The organism is Micromonospora sp. NPDC001898, assembly GCF_042891255.1.
Taxonomy (GTDB): domain Bacteria; phylum Actinomycetota; class Actinomycetes; order Mycobacteriales; family Micromonosporaceae; genus Micromonospora.
Genome location: NZ_JBIATC010000005.1, coordinates 389830 through 409474, shown reverse-complemented (window position 1 = coordinate 409474; position 19645 = coordinate 389830). Strand labels below are relative to the sequence as shown.

The window sequence follows — 19645 nt, the reverse complement described above, 5'->3', positions numbered from 1 at the left end:
TGCCGGCCTGCCAGCGACGTCTCCTGCCCCAAGGGCGCATACCACCGCCCATTCGCTCAGCTCCCCCGCTGTGGCTCGCGCAGCGCCGCACGTGCGGCTGCCGCGCTGACTGCTGGTAGCGCGGCCATGGTGGCAAGGGCGGCGGGCAGTCCCCACGGCTGCCACAACGCCGAGCACGTCGCGGCGCCCAGCGCGCCCCCGATGAAGAACATGAGATTCAGCGGGCCGAGTGCCCCGCCTCGTTGGCGAGGGGCGATGTGAGCCGTGATGGCGGCGGTCAGGGTCGTCTGGGCGATGGCGAAGGCGGCGAACCCGGCAGTTGTCGCGCAGATCAGCGTTACCGGCTGCTGGTCCCAGGCGGCGAGCAGCAGGCTGGCGCTGAACAGCGCGCTCGTGGCAGCCAGCACCCGGCGTCGTGTCACATCAGCCGTGGCGTGGCCGGCAAGGCGGGCAGCCGCCGCCGCCACGATCGCGCCCGGCACGAGCAGCAACCCGATGCTCTGGGCGGTGTACCCGAGGTGGGTGAGCATCTGCGGGACGGCGAACACGCAGCCGAACAGCCCGCCGTAGATGCCGGCGCCGGCCAGGCCGGCGAGAACGAACGGTCGCTGGCTGGTCACGGCGGGGAGGAAGCCCTCGGGGTGCCGACGGCGGTGCTGGTTCAGCAGGATCGCGAGCGCGCAGGTGCCCGTGAACAGACCGAGGACGGGTAGCGGTGGGAAGTGCAGTGTGGCGGACTGAATTGTCAGCAGCAGCCCGGCCGCGGTGACGACCAACAGGCCGGCGCCCGCCCAGTCGACTCGTGCCGGCAGTGCTCGGCGGGATTGGGCGAGCGGCCAGCACAGGGGTATAGCGGTCAGCGACAGGGCGGGCAGGACGAGCGCCGTCTTCCAGGACGTGGCGACGGCGAGGGCCCCGGCGAGCGGTGCGGTGGCAGAGAACAGCGCCATTGCGGCGCCGAGTCGGGCCAGCACCGCCGGCCGCTGCGATGACGGCTGACCAGCGGCCAGGGTGAGAGCGGTCGCGGTCATCGCTCCCGATCCGGTGGCGAGCAGAGCGCGGCCCGCGACAGCTACGACGAGAGCGGTCGCCACCGCGCAGAGCATCGTCCCAGCCGCGAGCAGCACCGCCCCGAGGGTGAGGACACTCCGTGGCCCCCAGACGTCGGTGGCGCGGCCGGCGACGGCGGCACCGACTCCGAGGCCCAGAGCGTGAATGGTCAAGATCCATACGGCCGTTGCCGGCGCGGTGTGTAGGCCGTCAGCGACAGCGGGCACAGCGACGGATGCGGCGCTGACGCCGTAGACCGCCGGGCCGTAGAGGGCGCCGAGGCGCCAGCCCACGCTAGCTGCCGAGGCTGCGGTAGGTGCGAAAGTGGATGTCACCAGAGGCTCCTTTACCGGGTCAGGGACAGGAGGCGCTGGTGGTCGCCGGCCAGGGAAGTGCCGACGACCACCAGCGAACGTCACCGCTATGGGCTGCGATGAGTTCGGCCGGATGCGCCGGTCCTGGCTGCCGGATTGACGAGGTCGTACGAGCGGCGGGGTTGAACGTCCACCTCCGCGATGCGTCGCGACGTCGTGCCCCCGGCGGGTTTCGGCCCCGGCCTGACGGCCGGTAGGTCGCGCTGCGCTGGGCGGTGTCGCCGCCACGTCAGGGCAGCGACGGCGACCGCCGCCGGAAGGATCAGCAGGGGGCCGCCGCACACGGCGACCCCGCCGACGACGACCGCGCCCACGGCCGCACCACCTCGGATCAGCGGTGAGCTGAGGAGCCGCACTGCCGCGGCGAGCCCCAGTAGGGTGACCGATGCCAGCAGGACCGAGAACGCGCGCATCAGCAGGTCCACGTCGACCACAGTCGGTGCGGCCAACGCGGCGACGGCGACCACGGCCGCGCCGCCGGCTTGCACGGCGAGGCTGCGCCACGGCACCCCACCCGCGCCGGTGGCGGCGAACCAGCCGGGGAACGCTCCGTCACGGCCCAGGGCCGCGCCGGCGCGGGCCGCGGCGGCGATGAAGGTGAAGCACGCGCTGAAGGTCAGCAGCAGCGCGCACAGCGCCGTCACCACCGAAGCGACGCCGCCCTGCGGTCCGAGTAGGCGCAGCAGTGGCACCTCGCTGCGCCCACCGGACGCGCCGAGCACGCCGACGGTGCAGATCGCCAGGCCGGCGTAGAGGATCGCGATGATGCCCAGACTTGCCCCGGCCACGATCGGCAGCTGCCGGCGAGGGCGCGTGAACTCGCCCGCCAGGTGCGCGGCGGCTTCCCACCCGCAGATCGCGACGAAGAGCACCGCGGCGGCGCTTCCGACACCCGCAGGGCCCTCAGGAACGAACGGCGTGAACCGGCTGGCCTTGATGTGTGGCGCCGACACGACGATCACCGTGATCAGCAGCGCGCAGAGGCCACCGGTGAGCGCCAGATGCAGGCGGCCGGACAGGTGCAGCCCGACCAGGTTCAGCGCGTATGCCGCCGCGAGCATGCCGGTGGCGATCACCGCCGCCGCGCCCGGCCCGGTGCTCAGCGCGGTGGTGGCGTACCGGGCGCCGGCCATCGCCCCGGCGACCATGCCCATCGGCACGGCCGCGTAGAACCACCAGCCGACAACGGTTCCGACCCCAGGTCCGAACGCCTGTCGGGTGAAGGTAGCCACCCCGCCTGAGTCGGGGTAGCGGATGCCGAGCGCGGCGAACGCCGCCGCGATCGGCACCGAGACCGCCAGCATCAGGGCCCAGGCCAGCAGCGACGCCGGCCCGGCGGCCTGCACGGCGAGCGCGGGCAGCACCAGTACGCCGGGCCCGAGCACCGCCCCGACGTACAGGGCGGTGCCGCGGGCGACCCCGATGCGCCCGGTCACCGGGTTTCGTCCGGCTCGTCGGTGGTGCTGTCCTGCTGCGAGCGGGTGGCGAGGGACCGCAGGACGCGGGCAAGGCTGTCTTCCGAGGGCATGCCCGGCTCGCTGAACAGCCGGGCTTGTGCGGCTTCGACAGGGCCTTGGACACGGCGGGCTAGTTCCATGCCGGCCTGGGTCGGGCGCAGGACCACCCGCCGCCGGTCCTCCTCGTGAAGGTCCCGGCGGACCAGTCCCCGGTCGACGAGCGACACGAGGGCGTGGGTCAGGGTGGCTTTGGCGATGCCGACCTCGACGGCCGCCGTGCGGGTTTCTACCGCCCGGCGGGCGCAGACCAGCACGAGCACGTCGTAGGTGGTCCAGGTCAACCCTTCGTCGCGCAGCACGTCGCGTTCGAGTTGGGCGCGCAGGGTGTTGGCGGTGCGCACCAGTTGCGCCAGCGGGCCCGGCCGGGGCGGCGGCATCCGCGCCGCGTTGACCGGCGGCCGGTAGACGCCCGCGACGCGACGTGGCCGGCGGTCGGTGGCGGCGTTCATCGCATCCACCTGTGCCGTGGCGGGCGCCGGTGGGGCTTGCGGTTGCGGCGCTGGCCGATCTGCCCGCCGCGGTCGGTCGGCGGCGGCGGTTGCGGTGCCGGTCGGCGCGGACGCTCGGTGTCCTCATCCTCGTCGTACATACCTGTCTCCCCCGTGCTGTGGCTGATGACCTACCTGCCAACTCCTGCTTGACGCCTCACCCCCTTTCGCCGAGTGCCACACCGCGTCGCCGCATGAACGGGACCGGGTCGACCGAGTTGGAGTTGTCCAGGTCGCAGCGCGATCCCGCGCACGCGCCCTCATGGGTTTGGAAGTGCAGGTGCGGGCCGGAGGAGTGGCCGCTGGTGCCGACCAGGCCGATCTGCTGTCCGGCCTGCACGGTGTCGCCCTCGGTGACATCGGGGCGGCGGACCATGTGGCAGTAGCGGGTGCCGTAGCCGCCGGCGTGCACGAGGTCGACGTACCAGCCGCACCCGCGGGTGCTCGGGCTACCGTCGACGTCGCAGTTGCCGGTGCTCGGGTCGCAGCCCGACCACACCACCTGACCGGCGCTGGCCGCACGGATGACGGTGTTGCGGGGCACGCTGAGATCCACGCCGGCGTGCAGCCGGCCGGCGCGGGGCCCGTAGCCGCTGCCCACCGCGGCGCGCAACGGCACCGTCCACCCCGACGCCGCCACCGTCACCGGACCGCCCGGGCACGTGGCGAGGCTGGCCCCGGGTAGTTCGGCGACCGTGGTGACACCGGTGACCGCGGCGACGACCTGCTCGGCGTCGTGCTCGTACTGGCCGTAGCGGTCGGGGAACGCCGAGACCTGCACCCGCTGCGCGGCCACGGTCACCGGCAGGCGCTCCCACCCGGTGATGCGCAGCAGCTTGTCGTAGAACTTCCCACTGGCGTAGACCGGGTCGAGGATCTGCGCGGGAGTCCCCCATCCCTGGCTGGGACGCTGCTGGAACAGGCCGAGAGAGTCGCGGTCACCGCCGCGCAGGTTGCGCAGGCTCGACTCGACCATCGCCGTGGCCACCGCGATGACCCACCCCCGGGCCGGCACACCACGCTGCCGTCCCACGGCGACGATCTGCGCGGCGTTGCCGACCTGTTCGGCGTTCCACCGCCCCACCGCCCCTACCTCGCTCGTGGGTGCGCGAGAGGGTCCGGTGGCAGTGCATGCCGCAGCCGGTGTCGCGTCGGTGAGCACCACCGTCATCGGCAGCGCGCACATCAGCAGGACGGCGATGAGCGCCACACCGAGCCCAATCCGTGCGCGGTTCACCGCTCCACCGCCTCCTGCCGGATGCCCACCGTGGCGACCAGCCACCGGGCGCCGTCGCGCACGCACCGCACTCGCAGCACCCCGGCGTCGGTGCGGACGTCGATGTCGACCCGCTCCGCCGTGGCCGCCACCACCTGACCCCGGCCGGTGACCTGGGTGGCGGGAATGTTGGCCGGCTCCACCGTGGCCAGCAGGTCGGCGTAGGCGGAAACGGCGTACGGGCGCACGCCTGATAGCCACCGGTCGGCGGGCAGGTCGGGTCGGGCCCAGGCGCGCACGAAACGCATCGCGGCGTCCACCGCCGCCGCATCGGCGGCGGACGGCGTGGCGGGTAGGACGCCGTCAGGGTCGGCGGGCAGCGTCCCGGCTGGCACCGCAGGTTCGACGGTGGGGCCGATGGCAGGTGCGCTGCCGGCCGGAGCCGGGGCGGTCCCGGCGCAGGCGGTGAGTAGCAGGGTGGCCACCCCCGCGATGGCCGCCCTGACGGGGTGTCGTGTCACTGGTGCTCCTCGGGCGGGACGGGCTCGGTGGGCGTCCCGAGGGCGGTGTTTAGGTGCTGTCCCAGCAGCCGCACCTGGTGGTGGATCTCCACGAGCTGTGGGCGCGCGTGCGGGTGACGGGCCACGACGTCGACCAGGGCGTCGATGTCGTGGCGTAGCTGCTCCAAGCCGACGCCGATGCGGGCCAGCGGAGCCTTGGCGCTGCGCACGGTGCCGCTCATTCGTCGACGTCGGGGGTGTAGTTCCCGTCGAGGTATCCGTCGCTGGCGAAGTCCAGCTCCGTCTCCCGCCGCGTCATCTCGTCGAGTTCGGTCCATCGCTGCTTGTCCTCCTGTTGGTCGTCGCGCCGGTCGTGACGTGCGTCGTGAATCTCGGCGATGTATTCCTGGAGCGTGTCGATGCCTTCGCGCAGCCCGAGCAGCGCGGCTTCGAAGCGTTGCCAGTCCCAGACGCTGGTGACCTCGGCTGGCTGTGTCATGTCGTCCCCCCTCGTGGTGCTGTCGCCGCCGCGCGTCGGCGGGCGTCGATGTCGTCGGTGACGGCCCGCTCGGCGGCCTCGGGCCACGGCTGCGACCAGAGCGTTTCGCCGCTGCGGGGTGTGTGGTGGCCGTGCCGGCAGCGGGTGGTGTCCCATGCCTGCCAGCGGTGCCGGGCGCGGTGCAGCGCTTCGTGCCAGCGCAGGGGCGCGTCCGGGTCGGCTTTGCCGGAGTAGGCGTGGTGCCAGGACACGCTCAGCGCGGTCAGCTCCTCCACCAGCGCGGGGTGCGCCGGCCAGCACGCCCCGAGGTCCTGGGCCAGGCCGTAGCGCTCGACGAGCCACCGCGTCCACGCAGCCAGCCACGCCCAGAGCTGGCGTGCGGCGTCGGCGTCCAGGTCGCGCCAGCAGTAACCCGCCGGCGCCCACCCGGCCGGGGCGTCGAGGGTGTCCACGCGTTCGGTGAGGGCGACGTGCGCCTCGGCGAGCTGCTCGACGGTGCCGCGCAGGGTGTCGATGAGTTCGGCGAGCTCCGCGAGGGCCTGCTGTTCCTCGGATGCCTGCTGCGGCAGCTCGAACTGGAAGGTGCGCTGTGCCATCAGGGACGCCGCCCTTCGAGGCGGGCCGTGAACGCGGCCTGCGCGGTGTGGAACCGGTCAGCGTCTGGGCGTTCCCACCACGCCGGCTGCACCACCTCGACCGGAGGCATGTTCCCGAGCAGCACCAAGGCGTGCCCGGCCGGCAGGGTGCGCAGCTCGGCGAGGTCGAGCAGGTTCTCCCGGCGGCTGTTCTCTTGCACGCTGGCGCGCCCGCCGCCCCAGGACGCCGCCGACGTCACCTCCTGCACCTGCCCAAATAGCGATTGGGCGTCCTTGAGCGCCGACACGTCCTGCATGCCGCCCATCACGAAGCGGGCGTTCACGCCGTCACGCAGGGCCTGGCCGCCGTCGCGTCCCCACCGCTGCTGCAACTGGTGGGTGTTCTGGCAGCACAGCGACAGGGCGATCCCGCTGCCGCCGCCCTCGGACACCAGCTCAGGCAACGACGGCAGCGGCGCGATGTTGGTGATCTCGTCGCCGACCAGGTACAGGCACGGCTCCACCCGGCCGCCCACGGCGACCAGCGCCCGTTGCAGGGTGCGGTAGATGATGTCTTCGGCGATCGCGGCGAACAGCGGCGCGACCAGCGACTGCCCGCTGCGGGTACCGACCAGGTAGAGGGTGCCGGAGGCGTCCAGCCACGGCTCCGGACGGAACTGCTGCCCGCGCGGCGGGGAGCAGGCGTGCAGGATCCGCGGGTTGCTGAACGCGTCCAGCGCGCCGAAGACGACGGATTGGATGGCGTCGCGGCTGCGGCCGGTGGACTCGCGGTGAAACGCCAACCGGTCGGCCCATACCGTCTGCTGGTGGTGGCGCAGGATCCGTTCCGCTCGTGCGTCGCTGGGGTTGGCCGCCCAGCTGGCCACATCGGTCAACGTGGTCGTCTCGTCCAGGGCGGCGGCGTGGAGCAGGCCGCGGATGATGGACGCGGCCTGGTCCTGGAAGTATTGGCCGTTCTCGGCGTCGGCCTTGAGGCCGGCGCCGGCGGCGAACCCCTTCGCCCGCAGCGCCGCGATGTCGGGATCTTCGGCGCCCTCGATCGGTGACCACCGCAGCCGGGGCACCCCGGGAAGTTGCCCCTGCGGTTCGAAAATCCAGGTCGGGCCGATCTGCGCGCGCAGGTCGTAGGTGACGGCGGCGACGTCGAGGCGGGTGGAGGTGGTGAGGACCGCGCCGCGGGCGTCCGCGACCCGGGGCACCACGTAACGGCTGGTCTTACCCGCGAAGCGCGCCGCGCCGGCGAGCAGCTCGGTGTATTCATTGGCCAGGTACAACGGCTCACCGGTGAGCGCGTGCTCGCCCAGGCGCCGCGCCACCTCCAGCGGATCAGCGCGACGGCGCACCTTGGCTTGCACGACCTCGGGCCGGTCGCTCACCTGCACGATCAGGCCGGGGCGGAGCACGTCGACGCGGCGCAGCACCGCCGCCGCCGTGACGACCTGGTCGAGGTCCTTGCGGCGGGCGAATCCGTGCCGCTGCACCCGCCGCTGCGCGACGCGGACCGCCGGCACCGTGAGGCCCACGACGGCCGCGCTGAACAGCACGAGCCACAGCGCGTACAGCAGGCCGTTCGGCGGCAGGTCCGCGCGGGCTTCGGCGGGCCACGCCGCACCGGGATCACCGCCGTTGAAGATCATCCGTGCGGCGATGCCGGGTGCGTCCGCTGGCGTGCTGTGCGGCCATGACAGGTGGGTGAGGATCCCACCGAGTTGCCCGGCCAGCCACAGCGTCACGGTGCCCAGCAGCGCGGCCGTCGCGGCGATGCCCAGCAGCGCCAGCCGCGCCAGGACGTCAGCCCGGGGCATGCCGCGCTTGGGTAGCCGGTGTCCGGGGGACATGAGGGAGCCGGCCATCACGGCACCTGCCCCACCGCGTCGGACTCCCGCGCCTCGTACTCCGCGTCGGTCAGCTCCCGCCCCGGCCGGTCAGGGTCAACGCGCATGCGGCTGTCGGTGTCAACCATGTCCTGCTCCAACGTGGAGAGCTGGTGCTTGACGACGTAGGAGCGCATCCCGACCTTCCACAGCCCCACGCCGCGACGTAGGTGCAGCAGCAGGTTGGTCTCCACGTCGGTGGTGCCCAAGAACTCGCGGGCGGCGTCCAGCGAGCCGGCAGCCTGGCGGTAGGACACCCGCACACCGGTGTCCTCGATCAGCCCGCGGGCGATACGGACCTGCTCGGAATCGGCGCTGCCGCTGGCCGCCAAATCCGAGAATCGGTGAAACGCCAGAATGTTCTCCGTGCCCAACGCACGGGCGAGTTTCAGCTGCTCACGCATCCGCCGCACCAGGCCGAGGTGGCGGGTGATCAACGCGAACTCGTCATACAGGCACACCCGAGGTGGGGCGTCGGGCCGGGTCAGCTCCGCCTCCAGCCACGACTGGGCGCAGGTCATCGCCATCGCCATCATCTGGTCCGAGGTCCGTACCGCCCGCAGGTCCAGGATCGCGCCGGGCTGGTCGAAGTCCACCGTCAACGTCGACGCCACCGGGGCGTCGAAGATCCCGCCGAGAGCGCCGGTGATCAGCCGCTCCAGCGCGAGGCGGACCCGGCGGCTGTCGGCGGTGAACTGGTCGACGTCGTAGTGCACTCCGGCGAGGCGATGCGCCCACGCCTGCGGATCGCCCATCGCCCGCAGCACCAACGACAGGGTGGGCGTGGCCAACCGGTCGACGCTGGTGCCGTCATCGCCCCGGGTCACCGCGTCGAGGGCGTATTCGATCAGCGACCGTTCGGCCTCACCGAGCGGCCCACCGAGTTGGATCTCCAGGAGTCCTTCCAGCAGCAGCAGGCGGCGGGCCCGCTGGATCTGTAGCCACTGTGCCTCCCCCTGCCCCGGCTGGCGGCGGATCCCGGCGAGGGGGTTCATCACGACCCCGGCACCGGGGCCGACGCGTACCGGTCGTATCCCGGAGGCCTGGGCGAGGGCGTCGTACTCGCCCTTGACGTCGACGATGTAGAAGCGGGTGCCGAACGGGATCCCCCGGAACGCGATCGTCTTGAGCAGCGACGACTTCGCCGATCCGATCTCCCCGGTGACCACCATGTTCGGGGCGCTGAGCACCCCGGCCCGGTACAGCTCCCGCATCGAGAACACGAACCCGGTCCGGGAGTACACCTCCTGCCCGATCAGCGGCCCGTCCACCCCGAGGCCCGGGTCAGCGACGAACGGGTACACGCTGCACAGCTGAGCGCTGGTGGTGACCAGCGGCGGCAACCGCAGCCGCCAGAACACCCGCCCCGCCGCCCGCCCCAGCGCGCCGCGCCCGTCGACCGGCGGCGCGCCCAGCAGCCGCTGCGACGTCCGACGCAGGGCGCGCTGCTCCCGTTCTAGGTCGGCCTGCGCCGCCGCCAGGTCCCGCCGCTGCGCCGCCTGCTCGATGCGCTGCCCAAGGGATCCTTCCCGCCGCACCCGTGCCCGACTCACGCCCACCACCCCCGCATCGGCTTGAGCCCCCGCGCCAAGGGCAACGCCCCAGCGATGAAGCCCTGGTCCTGCTCTCCGTAGAGCACGACGGCTTGGCAGCCGGTGCGGCCCAGGACGCGTTTGATAGCGCGCACGTCGTGGCGCAGCTGCTCTTCGCTGCCGGCGGTGACGGTGACGACGATCGCGTAGCGGTAGCGCACGTGCCCGACCGCCTGCTCCCGGTCGACCTGCTCCACCGAGCGGGCCTCCTCGTCCTCGCGCGCGGTGCGCACCAGCCGCATCTTGCGTTTGGTGATCTCGTCGCCGGCGCGGGCGACCTTGTCGCGCCGCGTCGCCAACTGGGCGAGCTGCGCGGGCACCGGCTCCGCGACGAGCGTCACCGCGCGCCGGCCGGTGGTGCGGGTGAACAGGGCCGTCATCCACGTCATCGCCACCGGCTGACGCGGCATCTCATACACCCACAAGGTCTGGGAGAACCCGGAGTCGTGACGGTAGGACGACCAGCCGATGTTCTCCGCAGCAACAGGTCCGGCCATGTGCGGCGCCACCCCGCCCGCGTCTGCGGTCCGCATGTCCACGTGCGGCTGATCCTCGGGGTCGAACTGGGTACGCAACACGGCGGCGAACTCGCGAGGCGTCAACCAGCCCCCCGTGTCGATGCCCGCCTCCCCGACCGCGGCCCGCACACCGGTGAGCTTGTCCAGCACGACGGCGGCGATGGCCGCGTCGGTGCCACCCGCATCGGCGATCTCCGCCGACAACTTCTTCGTGTCGAACACGACGCTCAGGTACACCTCGTGGCGTTGCGTCGATGGGGCCGCCCCGGCGGTCAGCTCCGCCAGCGACCGGTATGCGGGTGTGTCGGTGTCGACCGCCGCCTGCACCAGGTGGCGCTGCGCCCGGTTGCCGGCATCGGGCACGGCGCGGGCCGTGAGTGCCCACCGGTTCAGGCCGGCGTCGGCGTACTCGGTGCCGAGTAGGTTCAGCACCTCCGCCCACGATGCCAGGCGCTGTTGCTGCACCGACGTGTCGGTCAGGACCAGGTTGCTGCCCGCGCACAGCAGGGCCGCGGTGACGGTGTTCTCGCGGCGGTGGTGCAGCAACCCCACCTCGGTCAGCCCGTCAGCGGCGACCGCCGGCAGCCAGCGGTACCCGGCGGCCGGACCCGGAAGGTGCAGGTGCGTGCTGCCCGGATTGGCCCCGAACACACCACCGCGGTACCGGTCCTGCCGGGCGACGCGCTGGGCGAGCGCCCCGGCGACGATGGGGGCCCACTCGGTGACACGTCGGCCCCGCAGCCGAAGCAGACCCACCGTGAGCAGTAGCAGCGCTGCCATCAGCATTCCCCCGGCGGTGCCCTGCCGGCCGGCCGTCAGGAGATTCGCGGCAACGACCAGGCAGATCACGCCGGCCACGGCCATGCCGATCTGTCCCCACGAGAAGCCCATGATCGAGCCGCGCGTGGACCGCGGTGGAAACTGGAACTGGGTCACCTGGTCTCCTCACCTAGACCGGAACGATGGGTAGCTCGGCGGCACCGCCGGCGGCGGCGCCCCCCGCACGACCGGCGCCCGCGCCGGCAGCGGCGTCGCCCTGCGCCGGCGGATTCCCGCTGGACGCTCCGCCGGCGGCCTCCGACGAGCCGTGCCCGGTCGCACCAGGCGACGGCGACGTGGTGTTGGCAGGTGGCGTGCTGGCAGGCTGCGTCGGGTCGGGCGTCGGCGACGGGAGCGGCGAGCTGGCAGGCGACGTCACACCGGGCGAGGGCACCGGGGACGGCGAGCTGGTAGGCGGTGTCGCGCCGGGGGAAGTGGCTGCGCCGGTGCCGCTGTGTGGCTGCGGGCCGTCCTGACCAGCTGGGCTGCCGGATGCCGGGGTATCCGCGCCGGTGGCCTTCTGCGTGACAGCGTTCGGCGTGACCGGCAGCGCCGCCTGATCGGCCGCGTCGCCGGGCGCGGACAGCTGTCCCTTCGCCATATCGTCTTGGGCGGTGCGGGAGTCGCGCTCGACCCCCTCGGCCTCCTGCGCGTTCTCCCCGCTTTCGTGGCCGGTTTCCGGTTCGCCGCTGGGCTGCCCGACCTGTTCTGCGTCACCGCGACCGTGCAGTGCCTCCACCGCCTCGGGGACCTTGTCAGGACGCGGGCCGGCATCGCTGGTGGGATTCGTCGGGATGGCATCGGCGTTGCCCTGCATCAACGATGCGGCATCCGGACCCTCGCTGCTGTCGTCACCGCCGCTGAGGGCGCCACTGAGGCGTCGGGCAGCGGCGTCCATACCGACCGCGCTGGCTGCGGAGGTCAGAAAGCCTCGCGCGTCGATGTCGGCCAGGTAGCCGTCCCACATGCTCGTCAGCCGCAGCAGGATCCACGGCGCGAGCACCATCAGGATGATCATGAACATGCCGCGCAGCACGTTGATGACGTTGTCGCTCTCGTAGGTGGTGCGCGTGCCGTAGATCCACAACGCGGCGATGAAGAACTTGCTGCTGGCCAGGGCGTTGCAGGTCCAGAACCATTTGCGGCCCCAGGAGCGGGTCTCGGCCATCACCTGACCGGTCATCGCCATCGCCCCGAACAGCGCCGCTCCAGCGGCCAGCAGTGAACGGAACAGCAGCATCACGAACACCAGCACCAGCCCGATCACGCTGATCACCGCGATGACAAAGGCCAGCAGAATCGTGCCGGTGTCCGCGGTCAGCGCGTTCAATGCGTCGACCCACATGCTCGGCTGCCAGTCGCGTTGCTGGTTGCGGGCGATCAGCGCCACGGTCGCCTCGTCCCAGGCGGCCATGAGGATGTAGGCGATACCGCCGGCGAACGCGATCCCGAACAGGGCACGCACCAACCCACCCAGGGTGGACAAGGGACCGGGGCCGTTGAGTCGTAGCCCGTTGATGGCGGTGGAGATGAGGAAGACGAGCAGCACCATCACGATCAGGACGCCGGAGATGTCGTTGTAGACGCCGTAGAACGGCTCGTCCGGCACCGCGGAGGACTGCTCGAACACCACCTCGGCCAACTTGCCCAACGCCCAGGCGAAGCCCGCGACGGCGATGTCGGTCAACCCTTCGAACCCCGACCTCGCGGCCTGCTTGACCTGCTCGCCGACCTTGCAGCTCACATCGAGGGTCTTGCAAGTTGGTGGCTTGAGAGAGGAAAAGGGCAGCAGCGACGCGCGTAGGGCCTCGCAGCGGTGCTGCTTGGCCGTCCACCGCTCGGCGTTGCCCTGATCTTCCTTCGCGCGGTCGGCGAATCGTTCGCACCTCACCGGCGGGGCTCCGCCCGTTGGCAGCCGCTCGTCGAGCACCGATCGCGTGCCCTCCGGCGGCGGTGACTGCACCGTGAGCGACACCGCGTCGCACCGCTCCTGCTCGACCGCGCCAGCGGCCTTCGCGCAGTAGGTGACCCAACCGTCGCCTGCCTCCCAGCGCGCCCACGGCAGACACCAGTTCACCTGCGGAGTTGCCTGCTCCCCGCCCGGCGGAACAGGTACGTCGGCAGGTGGCGGCGCGGGACAGGGCTCACCCGGGGTCGACGCAGCGGGGCTCGGGGTCGGCGCCGCTACGGCCGGACCGGCGAGGACGGTCACCGAGCCCACCAGGACCAGCACGGCGACGGCCACGCCGACTCCACGCCGCAGCGAGTGCAACCTCGTCATGGGCTCAGACCGTTCCCGGTACCCACGAGCGTGCGCTGAGCACGTCGAGCAGTGGTTGGGTGTCCCGCGGGCCGCCGTCACGGCGGGCGCCCCGCTGGTCCGGCGGCGGCACCGGCACCGGCCGCTGCACGGCCACCACCCGCCAACGGCCCTGGATCCACCGCACCGTCACCGACTGCACGTACCAGCCACCCGCCAGGCCCGTCTCCGGGCCCGCGACGACACCATCGGTCATCGACCCGATGAGCGCGCACACCAGCAGCCGCGCCGTCACCTCGGCGCCGGCCGGCACCTGGGCGTTGAGGTCCACGTCGGCGACCCACACCCGCGCGGCCACCGTCTGGGAGATCCCCGCATTGCCGGCTGGTGGCGTGCCCGCGCCCATCATCTCGACCACCGCCGGGCCCGAACCGTCCACAGCGATGATGTCGATCAGCCCCTGCCGCTCGGCCTCCGGACGGCCCACCGCAGCGGACACCGCCACCACGTACGCCGCCGCCGCGTCACCCGCCCCGCGAGGCGTCCCAGCGAAACCGACCGGCACTCCCCTGACCAGCCGATCGCTGTAGCCAACCGGCGCAGCCCGCTCCGGTGCGCTGGCGCGCCCCGCGACGAAGACCGCAGTCCCCGCGACCACAACGGCCACGAGGAGCAGAAACACCGTCACCCCGCCACGCCGACCGTCGGTCGTCTTGTAACCCGTTTCCCGCACGCGGGACACCTCCTAAATCTCGCTGAGCAGGAACGCGATGATCGACGTCGCCGACCCCACGACGATCGCCACCAGACCGGCCTTCCACATCATCGACTTGCCTCGATCGCTGATGATGTGCGCGCCGAAAATCGGTCCGATGCCGAACGCGATCGCACCAGCCGCCAGGCCCGCCACCGCAGAGATCACGCCGAGAAACAGCGCCGCGTTGGCGAGCTTGTAGAACAGATCCGAACGCGGCACCGCCGCCGGGTCCGGACTGATCCGGCCGAAGTCGAACCCCCCGCCGGACGGCGTCGGCGTCGGATCAGGCGCCAGCACTGCCACTACCGCAGGCGCCCGCGCCGTCAACACAGCCGCTACCCAATTCACGATCACAACCAGTTCCTCCCCGTAGAAGTCGCCGTCCTCAGGCGACAGGAGCCCCCTCGCGCGGGTCAGGGGCAGCAGGACAGCGGTCGACAACCGCTGCAGCGACCTCGGTCAACGCGGTTCGCGTGGCCTTGCTCAGCGACCGAGGATCGAGCGGGTCGGGACGCGCGAGCACCGGGTCGAAGGGCACCCGGACCAGATGCGTCGCCGCCTGCCGCGCGAGGTGCTCGACCGCGCGAACCTCCCGCGCGGTGGAATGGGTAGTCGTCATGACCACAACCACGGCAGACTCCGCCACCCGGTCCAGTCCCGCTGCCTTCAGATGCGCCAGTAGCCGCATGGCGTGTTGCAGGGCATCGACGGTGGCACGGGTTACCAGTACCGGCACGGTTGCCCATCCCAACGCCCGCCACGTCGGGGTGTTGTCCGCCGCAGGAAGATCCAGCAACGCCATCGCGTACACCGACCGCAGATGGCCGATCACACCGAACATCTCCGACCAGGTGGGAGGACGCCGCCGCACCGTCATCCGGCTCTCACCGACCAACACACGCAGGCCAGTCGGCCCTCGGTACATCAGCTCCTCGGCGATCAGCGGATCGGCCAACTGCTGCTGGGCGACGCTGGCGTCCCACGCCGACGCCGAGCCACCTCGGACTACACGGTGACCCAAACCGCCCCACGCACGTCCGGTCGCATCCACCGCCACGATCGGAGCGGGACTCGCCAGCGCCAACACCCCACCGAGCGCCGCCGTCAGCGTCGAGCGCCCCACACCGCCATCGGCTGACGACACGCTCACCAAGGGGCAGCCGGCGCGCAGCGACGACATACGCAGCCACAGCGACTCGACTCGGCTGCCACCGCCGAACTCGCGCGGAATCTCCCGCGGTCCCTGTGTCACGCCCGGCGCCCACCAGGGCGCAACGCCCTCCGGACTCGCGCGGTGCGCCGTGGACTGGCGGGGTTCGGTTGGCGGAGCGGGTGTTGCCCGCTCCGCCAACCTCCCCCGTTCGCCGTCCGACACCTCCGAAGAGGTCGCGGTGCTGGCGAGGTGGCCTGCTCGGCCAGTCGTTGGATCCGACACGTCCGCCTCCCCCGAGGGCTCGCCGTACAGCACAAGCCAGCGGCGACGCGATGTCGTCGCCGCGGGCCGGTCCCCCGTTACTGTCACGACCTGGACGTCGACCACACGAGCAGGCCCGTCGGAGACCGTGTCACCGCAAGGCTTCGCGGTCTTCCAACGAAGCGAATCGGAGCCCCACAAGCCCCTCCAGTGAGGCCGGCCGATGCGCTACCCTCAACCCACCAAGTTGGCACCTGTCCAACTTGGTGTGGCTCGGGCACTGAGAGTTAAGCACAGCCGGCGTGGAACTTCCACATAAAGTTGGGTTACGACCAACTCCAGTCGCAGTTTGGGGCGTCATGGCGGCACCGCACGAGGACCCACCAGGTGGCTCCGGCCCGGCACTCATCAGAGACCGGCTTCGATACCTGTACGCCTACCACCACCCCAAGGGCCGAGGTCCCTACACGGACGCCGAGGTATCTGAGGCACTCAAAGCCCGAGGTCATCGCATCTCTCCGGAAACCCTGCGCAGACTGCGCACCGACGAGCACAACAACCCCACAGCCGCGACACTGACGGCCCTGGCCGAGTTCTTCGGCGTCTCGCCAGCCTTCTTCCTCGACTCATCACAGAGCAGCGCCGATGTCCAGGTGCTCACACGCTCCATCGAAAAGCTGTCGCCCGGAGCACGTGAAGGCATCGCCGCGATCATCAAGAACATCCTGACCATGGAGCAGGCCGCCCAGACGCCACCCGACTCGCCTACCAGCAAGCACGGGCACACGAGCGAGTAACCAAGGCAGTCCGCAGCCCAGCAGCCAGACAGCCCTACCCCGGTCGACAAGCCTGGCATCGACAGCCGACCCAACAAGGTCGCTCTCCCACCGCCAACGGCGGTCGAGCACGTCCACGCCTGCCTGCCACTGCCCTCCCAGTTAGCAGCCGGCCCCCGTTCACCCGCCGATGCGGCCAATCGTGGCCGCATCCCCGCAAAAACGGAAACCGCAGGTCATCGCCGCCGCCGAGCGACCAAGCCCGCGCGACAAGCAGCTCCGCGCCTGGCCAGAACAGGATCGCACCACTACGGTCACGAGGCTCGGGTGCCAGACGGAATCAGGGAGCCACGGCCGCAAGCGGCGACGGGAAGGACGTATCGCATGGTAGAGCGATGGGCCGTAGAGCGCGCAGTTCGAGACGCTGACTGCCGCCTCAGCCCTTCAGGACGCCACCTTATCCTCACACTCTTAACGTGGACAGACACCTCAACCGCAGTAATCCCGACGCAGTTCTCACCGAGCCTGACAGACCTCGAACTGGCAACAGGAATGGCTCGCTCCACAATCACCGTCTGGCTCAACCGGCTAGAGGTGCTGGGCTGGGTCACACGGTTCAGACCAAAGGTTGACGACGCCCGCCGCAAAAAAGCAAGGACCGCCTATCGCCTTCGAATACCCCCACAGACGCTAGTTGGTTCGACCACAGAACTAGCGCTAGTCCGACAGCCGGACAAACCTGGTCCGACCACCGGACCGGATTCAAACACCAAACATCGCCCCACCGCGCGAGGCTCGACGAACACCAGCCAGAACCACCCATACGTCCAGGGAGCCAATGGCTACTGCTCCTTTCCCAACTGCGGCAGGTCCGCACCGCTCCATTGAGAAAACGAACCGTTTACCCGGCACCTCGATACAGAACTTCTGACGACTGAGTATTGATGATCACTGCCTGTCGCATGGGGAGCTTTGCAATCATCGAGCAACTTTAGGTGAAACATCGGTCATCGTTCAACTCAGGCGCTCCACCCCATAGTCCAACCCCATTACCGCAGCCCGAGAAGGCTGCGAACCGATGTCCGTACGGGAGGGGGCAACGGACCTGCCACGGATAGGACCCCCCAGAAACTTCTACTCACCTGCGGGCTCGCCACCCTCCAACGGCACGGACCAAGCGGGGCGATAGCGGTTGGCAAGAACGTCGTCGACGAGCAGCGCCACGATCCCCGCCACGGCCATGTCGGGGCGAAGCTCCTCAAGCCTGGCCACTTCCGTCGCGGTGAGTCTGATTTTCACCTGCCGATCACGCTTCTCCCAATTCTGTGGCAGCGGCGGCAGAGCGGGGTCCGCGGCGCGACGTCTTGGCATCAGGGCTCCCAGCCAGGGGACAACGGATCGTGTCGACCATGCCACAGCGACACCGAGCGGTCGGCACCTACCCGCGGATTCCACTTCCGCGTATGCTGTACCACAATGGGTACCTATTTAGGTACCAGACTAGGAGGAGAGTCATGGCTGGTTCGCTCTTCAAGAGATGCCGATGTCGAGACGGCGATGGACGGGAGCTCGGATCAACCTGTCCGGCGCTACGCCGACGCGACGGTGCATGGAACCCGCGACACGGCCAGTGGTACTTCAAGCGCGAGCTTCCGGTGCCTGCGGGCAGCCCGCGACGCAGCCTCAAGCACGGCGGCTGGGCCCAGCAGTCCGAGGCCGAGAACGCTCTGCAGCAGGTCGACCTGCTGCTCTCGATCCCGGACCCCGGAGTCGGGGGCGAGCAATCGAGGCAGGACATCCTGGCCGCGATCAAACGAGCCCTCAAGAACAACGAGCCGCTGCCGAACTACGACGAGACGAGACGGCGCCACCAGACGGGACAGGTAATCGATGCGACCACGACGGTCGGCCAGTGGCTGGAGCGGTGGATCGCTGGCCGCAAGATCAAGAAGGGGACGATTCGGTCGTACGAGTCGCACATCCGGCTCTACCTGAAGCCACACCTCGGGCACCTGCCACTTGACCGCCCGCGCGGCGTGAACATCTCGGAGATGTTCGACCAGATCGACTCCGCCAACGAGTTCATCCGCGCCGCACGCAAGTCTGGGGATCCGGTGCAACGCGCCCAGGTGAAGGGCCGACGGGTCGTGGGGCCGGCAACCAAGCAGCGGATCAGGGCGACCCTCCGCGTCGCCCTGAACACGGCCATCAAGGCCGAGCAGCTGATCACAGTGAATCCAGCGACCTTCGTCGAACTGGAGTCGGGCAAGCGACCGAAGGCTCGGATGTGGACGGACGCCAACGTCGCCGCTTGGCGCGAGAACCGGGCCCGCCGCGTCCTGGTGGTGGCAGAGCTGCACGCGGCCAAGGAACGCCATGACACCTCCGCCATGGCCAGGCTGGTGGTCGAACTCGACCGGCTTGACGAGACGGAGCGTCCCTCCCCGGTCATGGTCTGGACCACGGATCAGACCGGCGCGTTCCTGGATTTCGTCTACCGGGATCGCCTGTACCCGCTTTACCACCTCATCGCCTATCGCGGCCTGCGCCGCGGAGAAGCATGTGGCGCCAGGTGGATCGACCTGGACTCGAAGTCCCACGCGCTGATCATCTCCGAGCAGCTCGTACAACTGGGATGGGCGGTCGAGGCGGACACCCCCAAGAGCGACGCGGGCGGGCGCATCGTCACGGTCGACTCCGCAACGAACGCGGTGATCGAGGCGTGGCGGAAGCGGCAGATCGCGGAGCGGCTGCAGTGGGGTAGCGCCTGGGTCCACTCGGGGCGCGTCTTCACCAATCCCGATGGCAGCGCCTTGCACCCCGCCGAGGTCACCAAGACCTTCAACGAACGGGTTGCCGCCATCGGGCTGCCGCCCATCCGCCTGCATGACCTGCGCCACGGTGCCGCGACGCACGCTCTGGAAGCGGGTGTCGACATCAAAGTCGTGCAGGAGGAACTCGGGCACGCGTCGAGCGTGCTGACCCGGGACACCTACTCCAGCGTGTCTCCCCGGCTGGCCCGAGCGGAGGCCGAGAGGGTCGCCCAGACCATCCCGCGCGCCGTTCAAGTGGTGCCGGAGGCGGCCACCGGGACGGGCGGTCCCCCTTCGGTCCCCCACGGGCCGAAAACGACGCTGCGCGCCCTTCCCTCAGGGAAGAACGCGCAGGTCAAACATGGTGCGCCGCCAGGGACTCGAACCCCGAACCCGCGGATTAAGAGTCCGCTGCTCTGCCAGTTGAGCTAGCGGCGCTCGTTGGCAACGGGGAGAACCTTAGCATGCCCTCTGGAGCGCGCTCCAACCCGATACCCGGCTCCCCCCTTCGGGCAGGCTTACCGGACATACACTCTCGAATCATCGCCTCAGGTTGCAGGCAGGCGATACTTCCTGGCCCTC

Annotated in this window: 17 protein-coding genes, 1 tRNA gene and 1 pseudogene; 2 read left to right on the top strand and 17 right to left on the bottom strand. The window is 70.6% G+C overall.

Annotated features, from left to right (window positions below; translation table 11 throughout):
• Window positions 1–56 precede the first annotated feature (56 nt).
• From ACFYZF_RS14915 to ACFYZF_RS14845, 15 genes are all read right to left on the bottom strand, one after another.
• A complete protein-coding gene (locus ACFYZF_RS14915) occupies window positions 57–1343 on the bottom strand; it encodes an MFS transporter (RefSeq protein ID WP_387020425.1) in 1287 nt (428 codons plus the stop codon).
• A gap of 128 nt (window positions 1344–1471) precedes the next feature.
• Complete coding sequence (locus ACFYZF_RS14910; RefSeq protein WP_387020208.1) at window positions 1472–2860, bottom strand: APC family permease; 1389 nt, start codon at window positions 2858–2860, stop codon at window positions 1472–1474.
• Window positions 2857–3390 (bottom strand): MarR family winged helix-turn-helix transcriptional regulator, encoded by a 534-nt coding sequence (locus ACFYZF_RS14905; protein ID WP_387020206.1) that lies wholly within the window; start codon window positions 3388–3390, stop codon window positions 2857–2859. Before ACFYZF_RS14905 ends, ACFYZF_RS14910 begins: the two co-directional genes overlap by 4 nt.
• Window positions 3391–3586: 196 nt before the next feature.
• Window positions 3587–4666 carry a M23 family metallopeptidase gene (locus ACFYZF_RS14900; RefSeq protein ID WP_387020203.1) on the bottom strand — a complete coding sequence of 360 codons (1080 nt, stop codon included), beginning with the start codon at window positions 4664–4666 and terminating at the stop codon, window positions 3587–3589.
• Complete coding sequence (locus ACFYZF_RS14895; RefSeq protein ID WP_387020200.1) at window positions 4663–5166, bottom strand: hypothetical protein; 504 nt, start codon at window positions 5164–5166, stop codon at window positions 4663–4665. The genes ACFYZF_RS14900 and ACFYZF_RS14895 overlap by 4 nt, the downstream gene beginning before the upstream one ends.
• Window positions 5163–5375 carry a hypothetical protein gene (locus ACFYZF_RS14890; RefSeq protein WP_387020198.1) on the bottom strand — a complete coding sequence of 71 codons (213 nt, stop codon included), beginning with the start codon at window positions 5373–5375 and terminating at the stop codon, window positions 5163–5165. Before ACFYZF_RS14890 ends, ACFYZF_RS14895 begins: the two co-directional genes overlap by 4 nt.
• Before the next feature lie 8 nt (window positions 5376–5383).
• Complete coding sequence (locus ACFYZF_RS14885; protein WP_387020195.1) at window positions 5384–5644, bottom strand: hypothetical protein; 261 nt, start codon at window positions 5642–5644, stop codon at window positions 5384–5386.
• Window positions 5641–6240, bottom strand: coding sequence for a hypothetical protein (locus tag ACFYZF_RS14880; protein WP_387020192.1), 600 nt, complete (start codon window positions 6238–6240; stop codon window positions 5641–5643). Before ACFYZF_RS14880 ends, ACFYZF_RS14885 begins: the two co-directional genes overlap by 4 nt.
• On the bottom strand, window positions 6240–8045 hold the full coding sequence (locus tag ACFYZF_RS14875; RefSeq protein ID WP_387020190.1) for a type IV secretory system conjugative DNA transfer family protein: 1806 nt from the start codon (window positions 8043–8045) through the stop codon (window positions 6240–6242). Before ACFYZF_RS14875 ends, ACFYZF_RS14880 begins: the two co-directional genes overlap by 1 nt.
• Before the next feature lie 47 nt (window positions 8046–8092).
• On the bottom strand, window positions 8093–9667 hold the full coding sequence (locus ACFYZF_RS14870) for a hypothetical protein (protein WP_387020187.1): 1575 nt from the start codon (window positions 9665–9667) through the stop codon (window positions 8093–8095).
• A complete protein-coding gene (locus ACFYZF_RS14865) occupies window positions 9664–11160 on the bottom strand; it encodes an SCO6880 family protein (RefSeq protein ID WP_387020185.1) in 1497 nt (498 codons plus the stop codon). The genes ACFYZF_RS14870 and ACFYZF_RS14865 overlap by 4 nt, the downstream gene beginning before the upstream one ends.
• A gap of 13 nt (window positions 11161–11173) precedes the next feature.
• A complete protein-coding gene (locus tag ACFYZF_RS14860) occupies window positions 11174–13288 on the bottom strand; it encodes a hypothetical protein (RefSeq protein WP_387020182.1) in 2115 nt (704 codons plus the stop codon).
• Between the two features lie 40 nt (window positions 13289–13328).
• The gene (locus tag ACFYZF_RS14855) at window positions 13329–14036 is read right to left on the bottom strand and encodes a hypothetical protein (RefSeq protein WP_387020179.1); all 708 of its coding nucleotides are present in this window, start codon (window positions 14034–14036) and stop codon (window positions 13329–13331) included.
• Between the two features lie 12 nt (window positions 14037–14048).
• Entirely contained in the window at window positions 14049–14363 is a 315-nt protein-coding gene (locus ACFYZF_RS14850; protein WP_387020176.1) for a hypothetical protein, read from the bottom strand.
• An 82-nt stretch (window positions 14364–14445) separates the two neighbouring features.
• A complete protein-coding gene (locus ACFYZF_RS14845) occupies window positions 14446–15312 on the bottom strand; it encodes a MinD/ParA family protein (RefSeq protein WP_387020174.1) in 867 nt (288 codons plus the stop codon).
• A gap of 521 nt (window positions 15313–15833) precedes the next feature.
• Here ACFYZF_RS14845 and ACFYZF_RS14840 point away from each other — a divergent pair.
• A complete protein-coding gene (locus ACFYZF_RS14840; RefSeq protein WP_387020171.1) occupies window positions 15834–16271 on the top strand; it encodes a helix-turn-helix domain-containing protein in 438 nt (145 codons plus the stop codon).
• 1113 nt (window positions 16272–17384) lie between these two features.
• Here ACFYZF_RS14840 and ACFYZF_RS14835 read toward each other — a convergent pair.
• Window positions 17385–17549: a hypothetical protein gene (locus tag ACFYZF_RS14835; protein ID WP_387020168.1), complete on the bottom strand. Its 165-nt coding sequence runs from the start codon at window positions 17547–17549 to the stop codon at window positions 17385–17387.
• Between the two features lie 110 nt (window positions 17550–17659).
• On the opposite strand from ACFYZF_RS14835, the pseudogene xerC reads away from it, so the two are divergent.
• A pseudogene (xerC, locus tag ACFYZF_RS14830) lies at window positions 17660–19195 on the top strand (tyrosine recombinase XerC); the annotation flags it as partial.
• A gap of 230 nt (window positions 19196–19425) precedes the next feature.
• Here the strand turns inward: xerC and ACFYZF_RS14825 are convergent.
• Window positions 19426–19501, bottom strand: a tRNA-Lys gene (locus ACFYZF_RS14825).
• Window positions 19502–19645: the final 144 nt, after the last annotated feature.

Bases quoted from the DNA above. Each gene is read 5' to 3' on its own strand.
- ACFYZF_RS14905 (WP_387020206.1), bottom strand. From the start codon at position 3,390: ATGAACGCCGCCACCGACCGCCGGCCACGTCGCGTCGCGGGCGTCTAC.
- ACFYZF_RS14885 (WP_387020195.1), bottom strand. From the start codon at position 5,644: ATGACACAGCCAGCCGAGGTCACCAGCGTCTGGGACTGGCAACGCTTC.
- ACFYZF_RS14880 (WP_387020192.1), bottom strand. From the start codon at position 6,240: ATGGCACAGCGCACCTTCCAGTTCGAGCTGCCGCAGCAGGCATCCGAG.
- ACFYZF_RS14875 (WP_387020190.1), bottom strand. From the start codon at position 8,045: ATGCCCCGGGCTGACGTCCTGGCGCGGCTGGCGCTGCTGGGCATCGCC.
- ACFYZF_RS14840 (WP_387020171.1), top strand. From the start codon at position 15,834: ATGGCGGCACCGCACGAGGACCCACCAGGTGGCTCCGGCCCGGCACTC.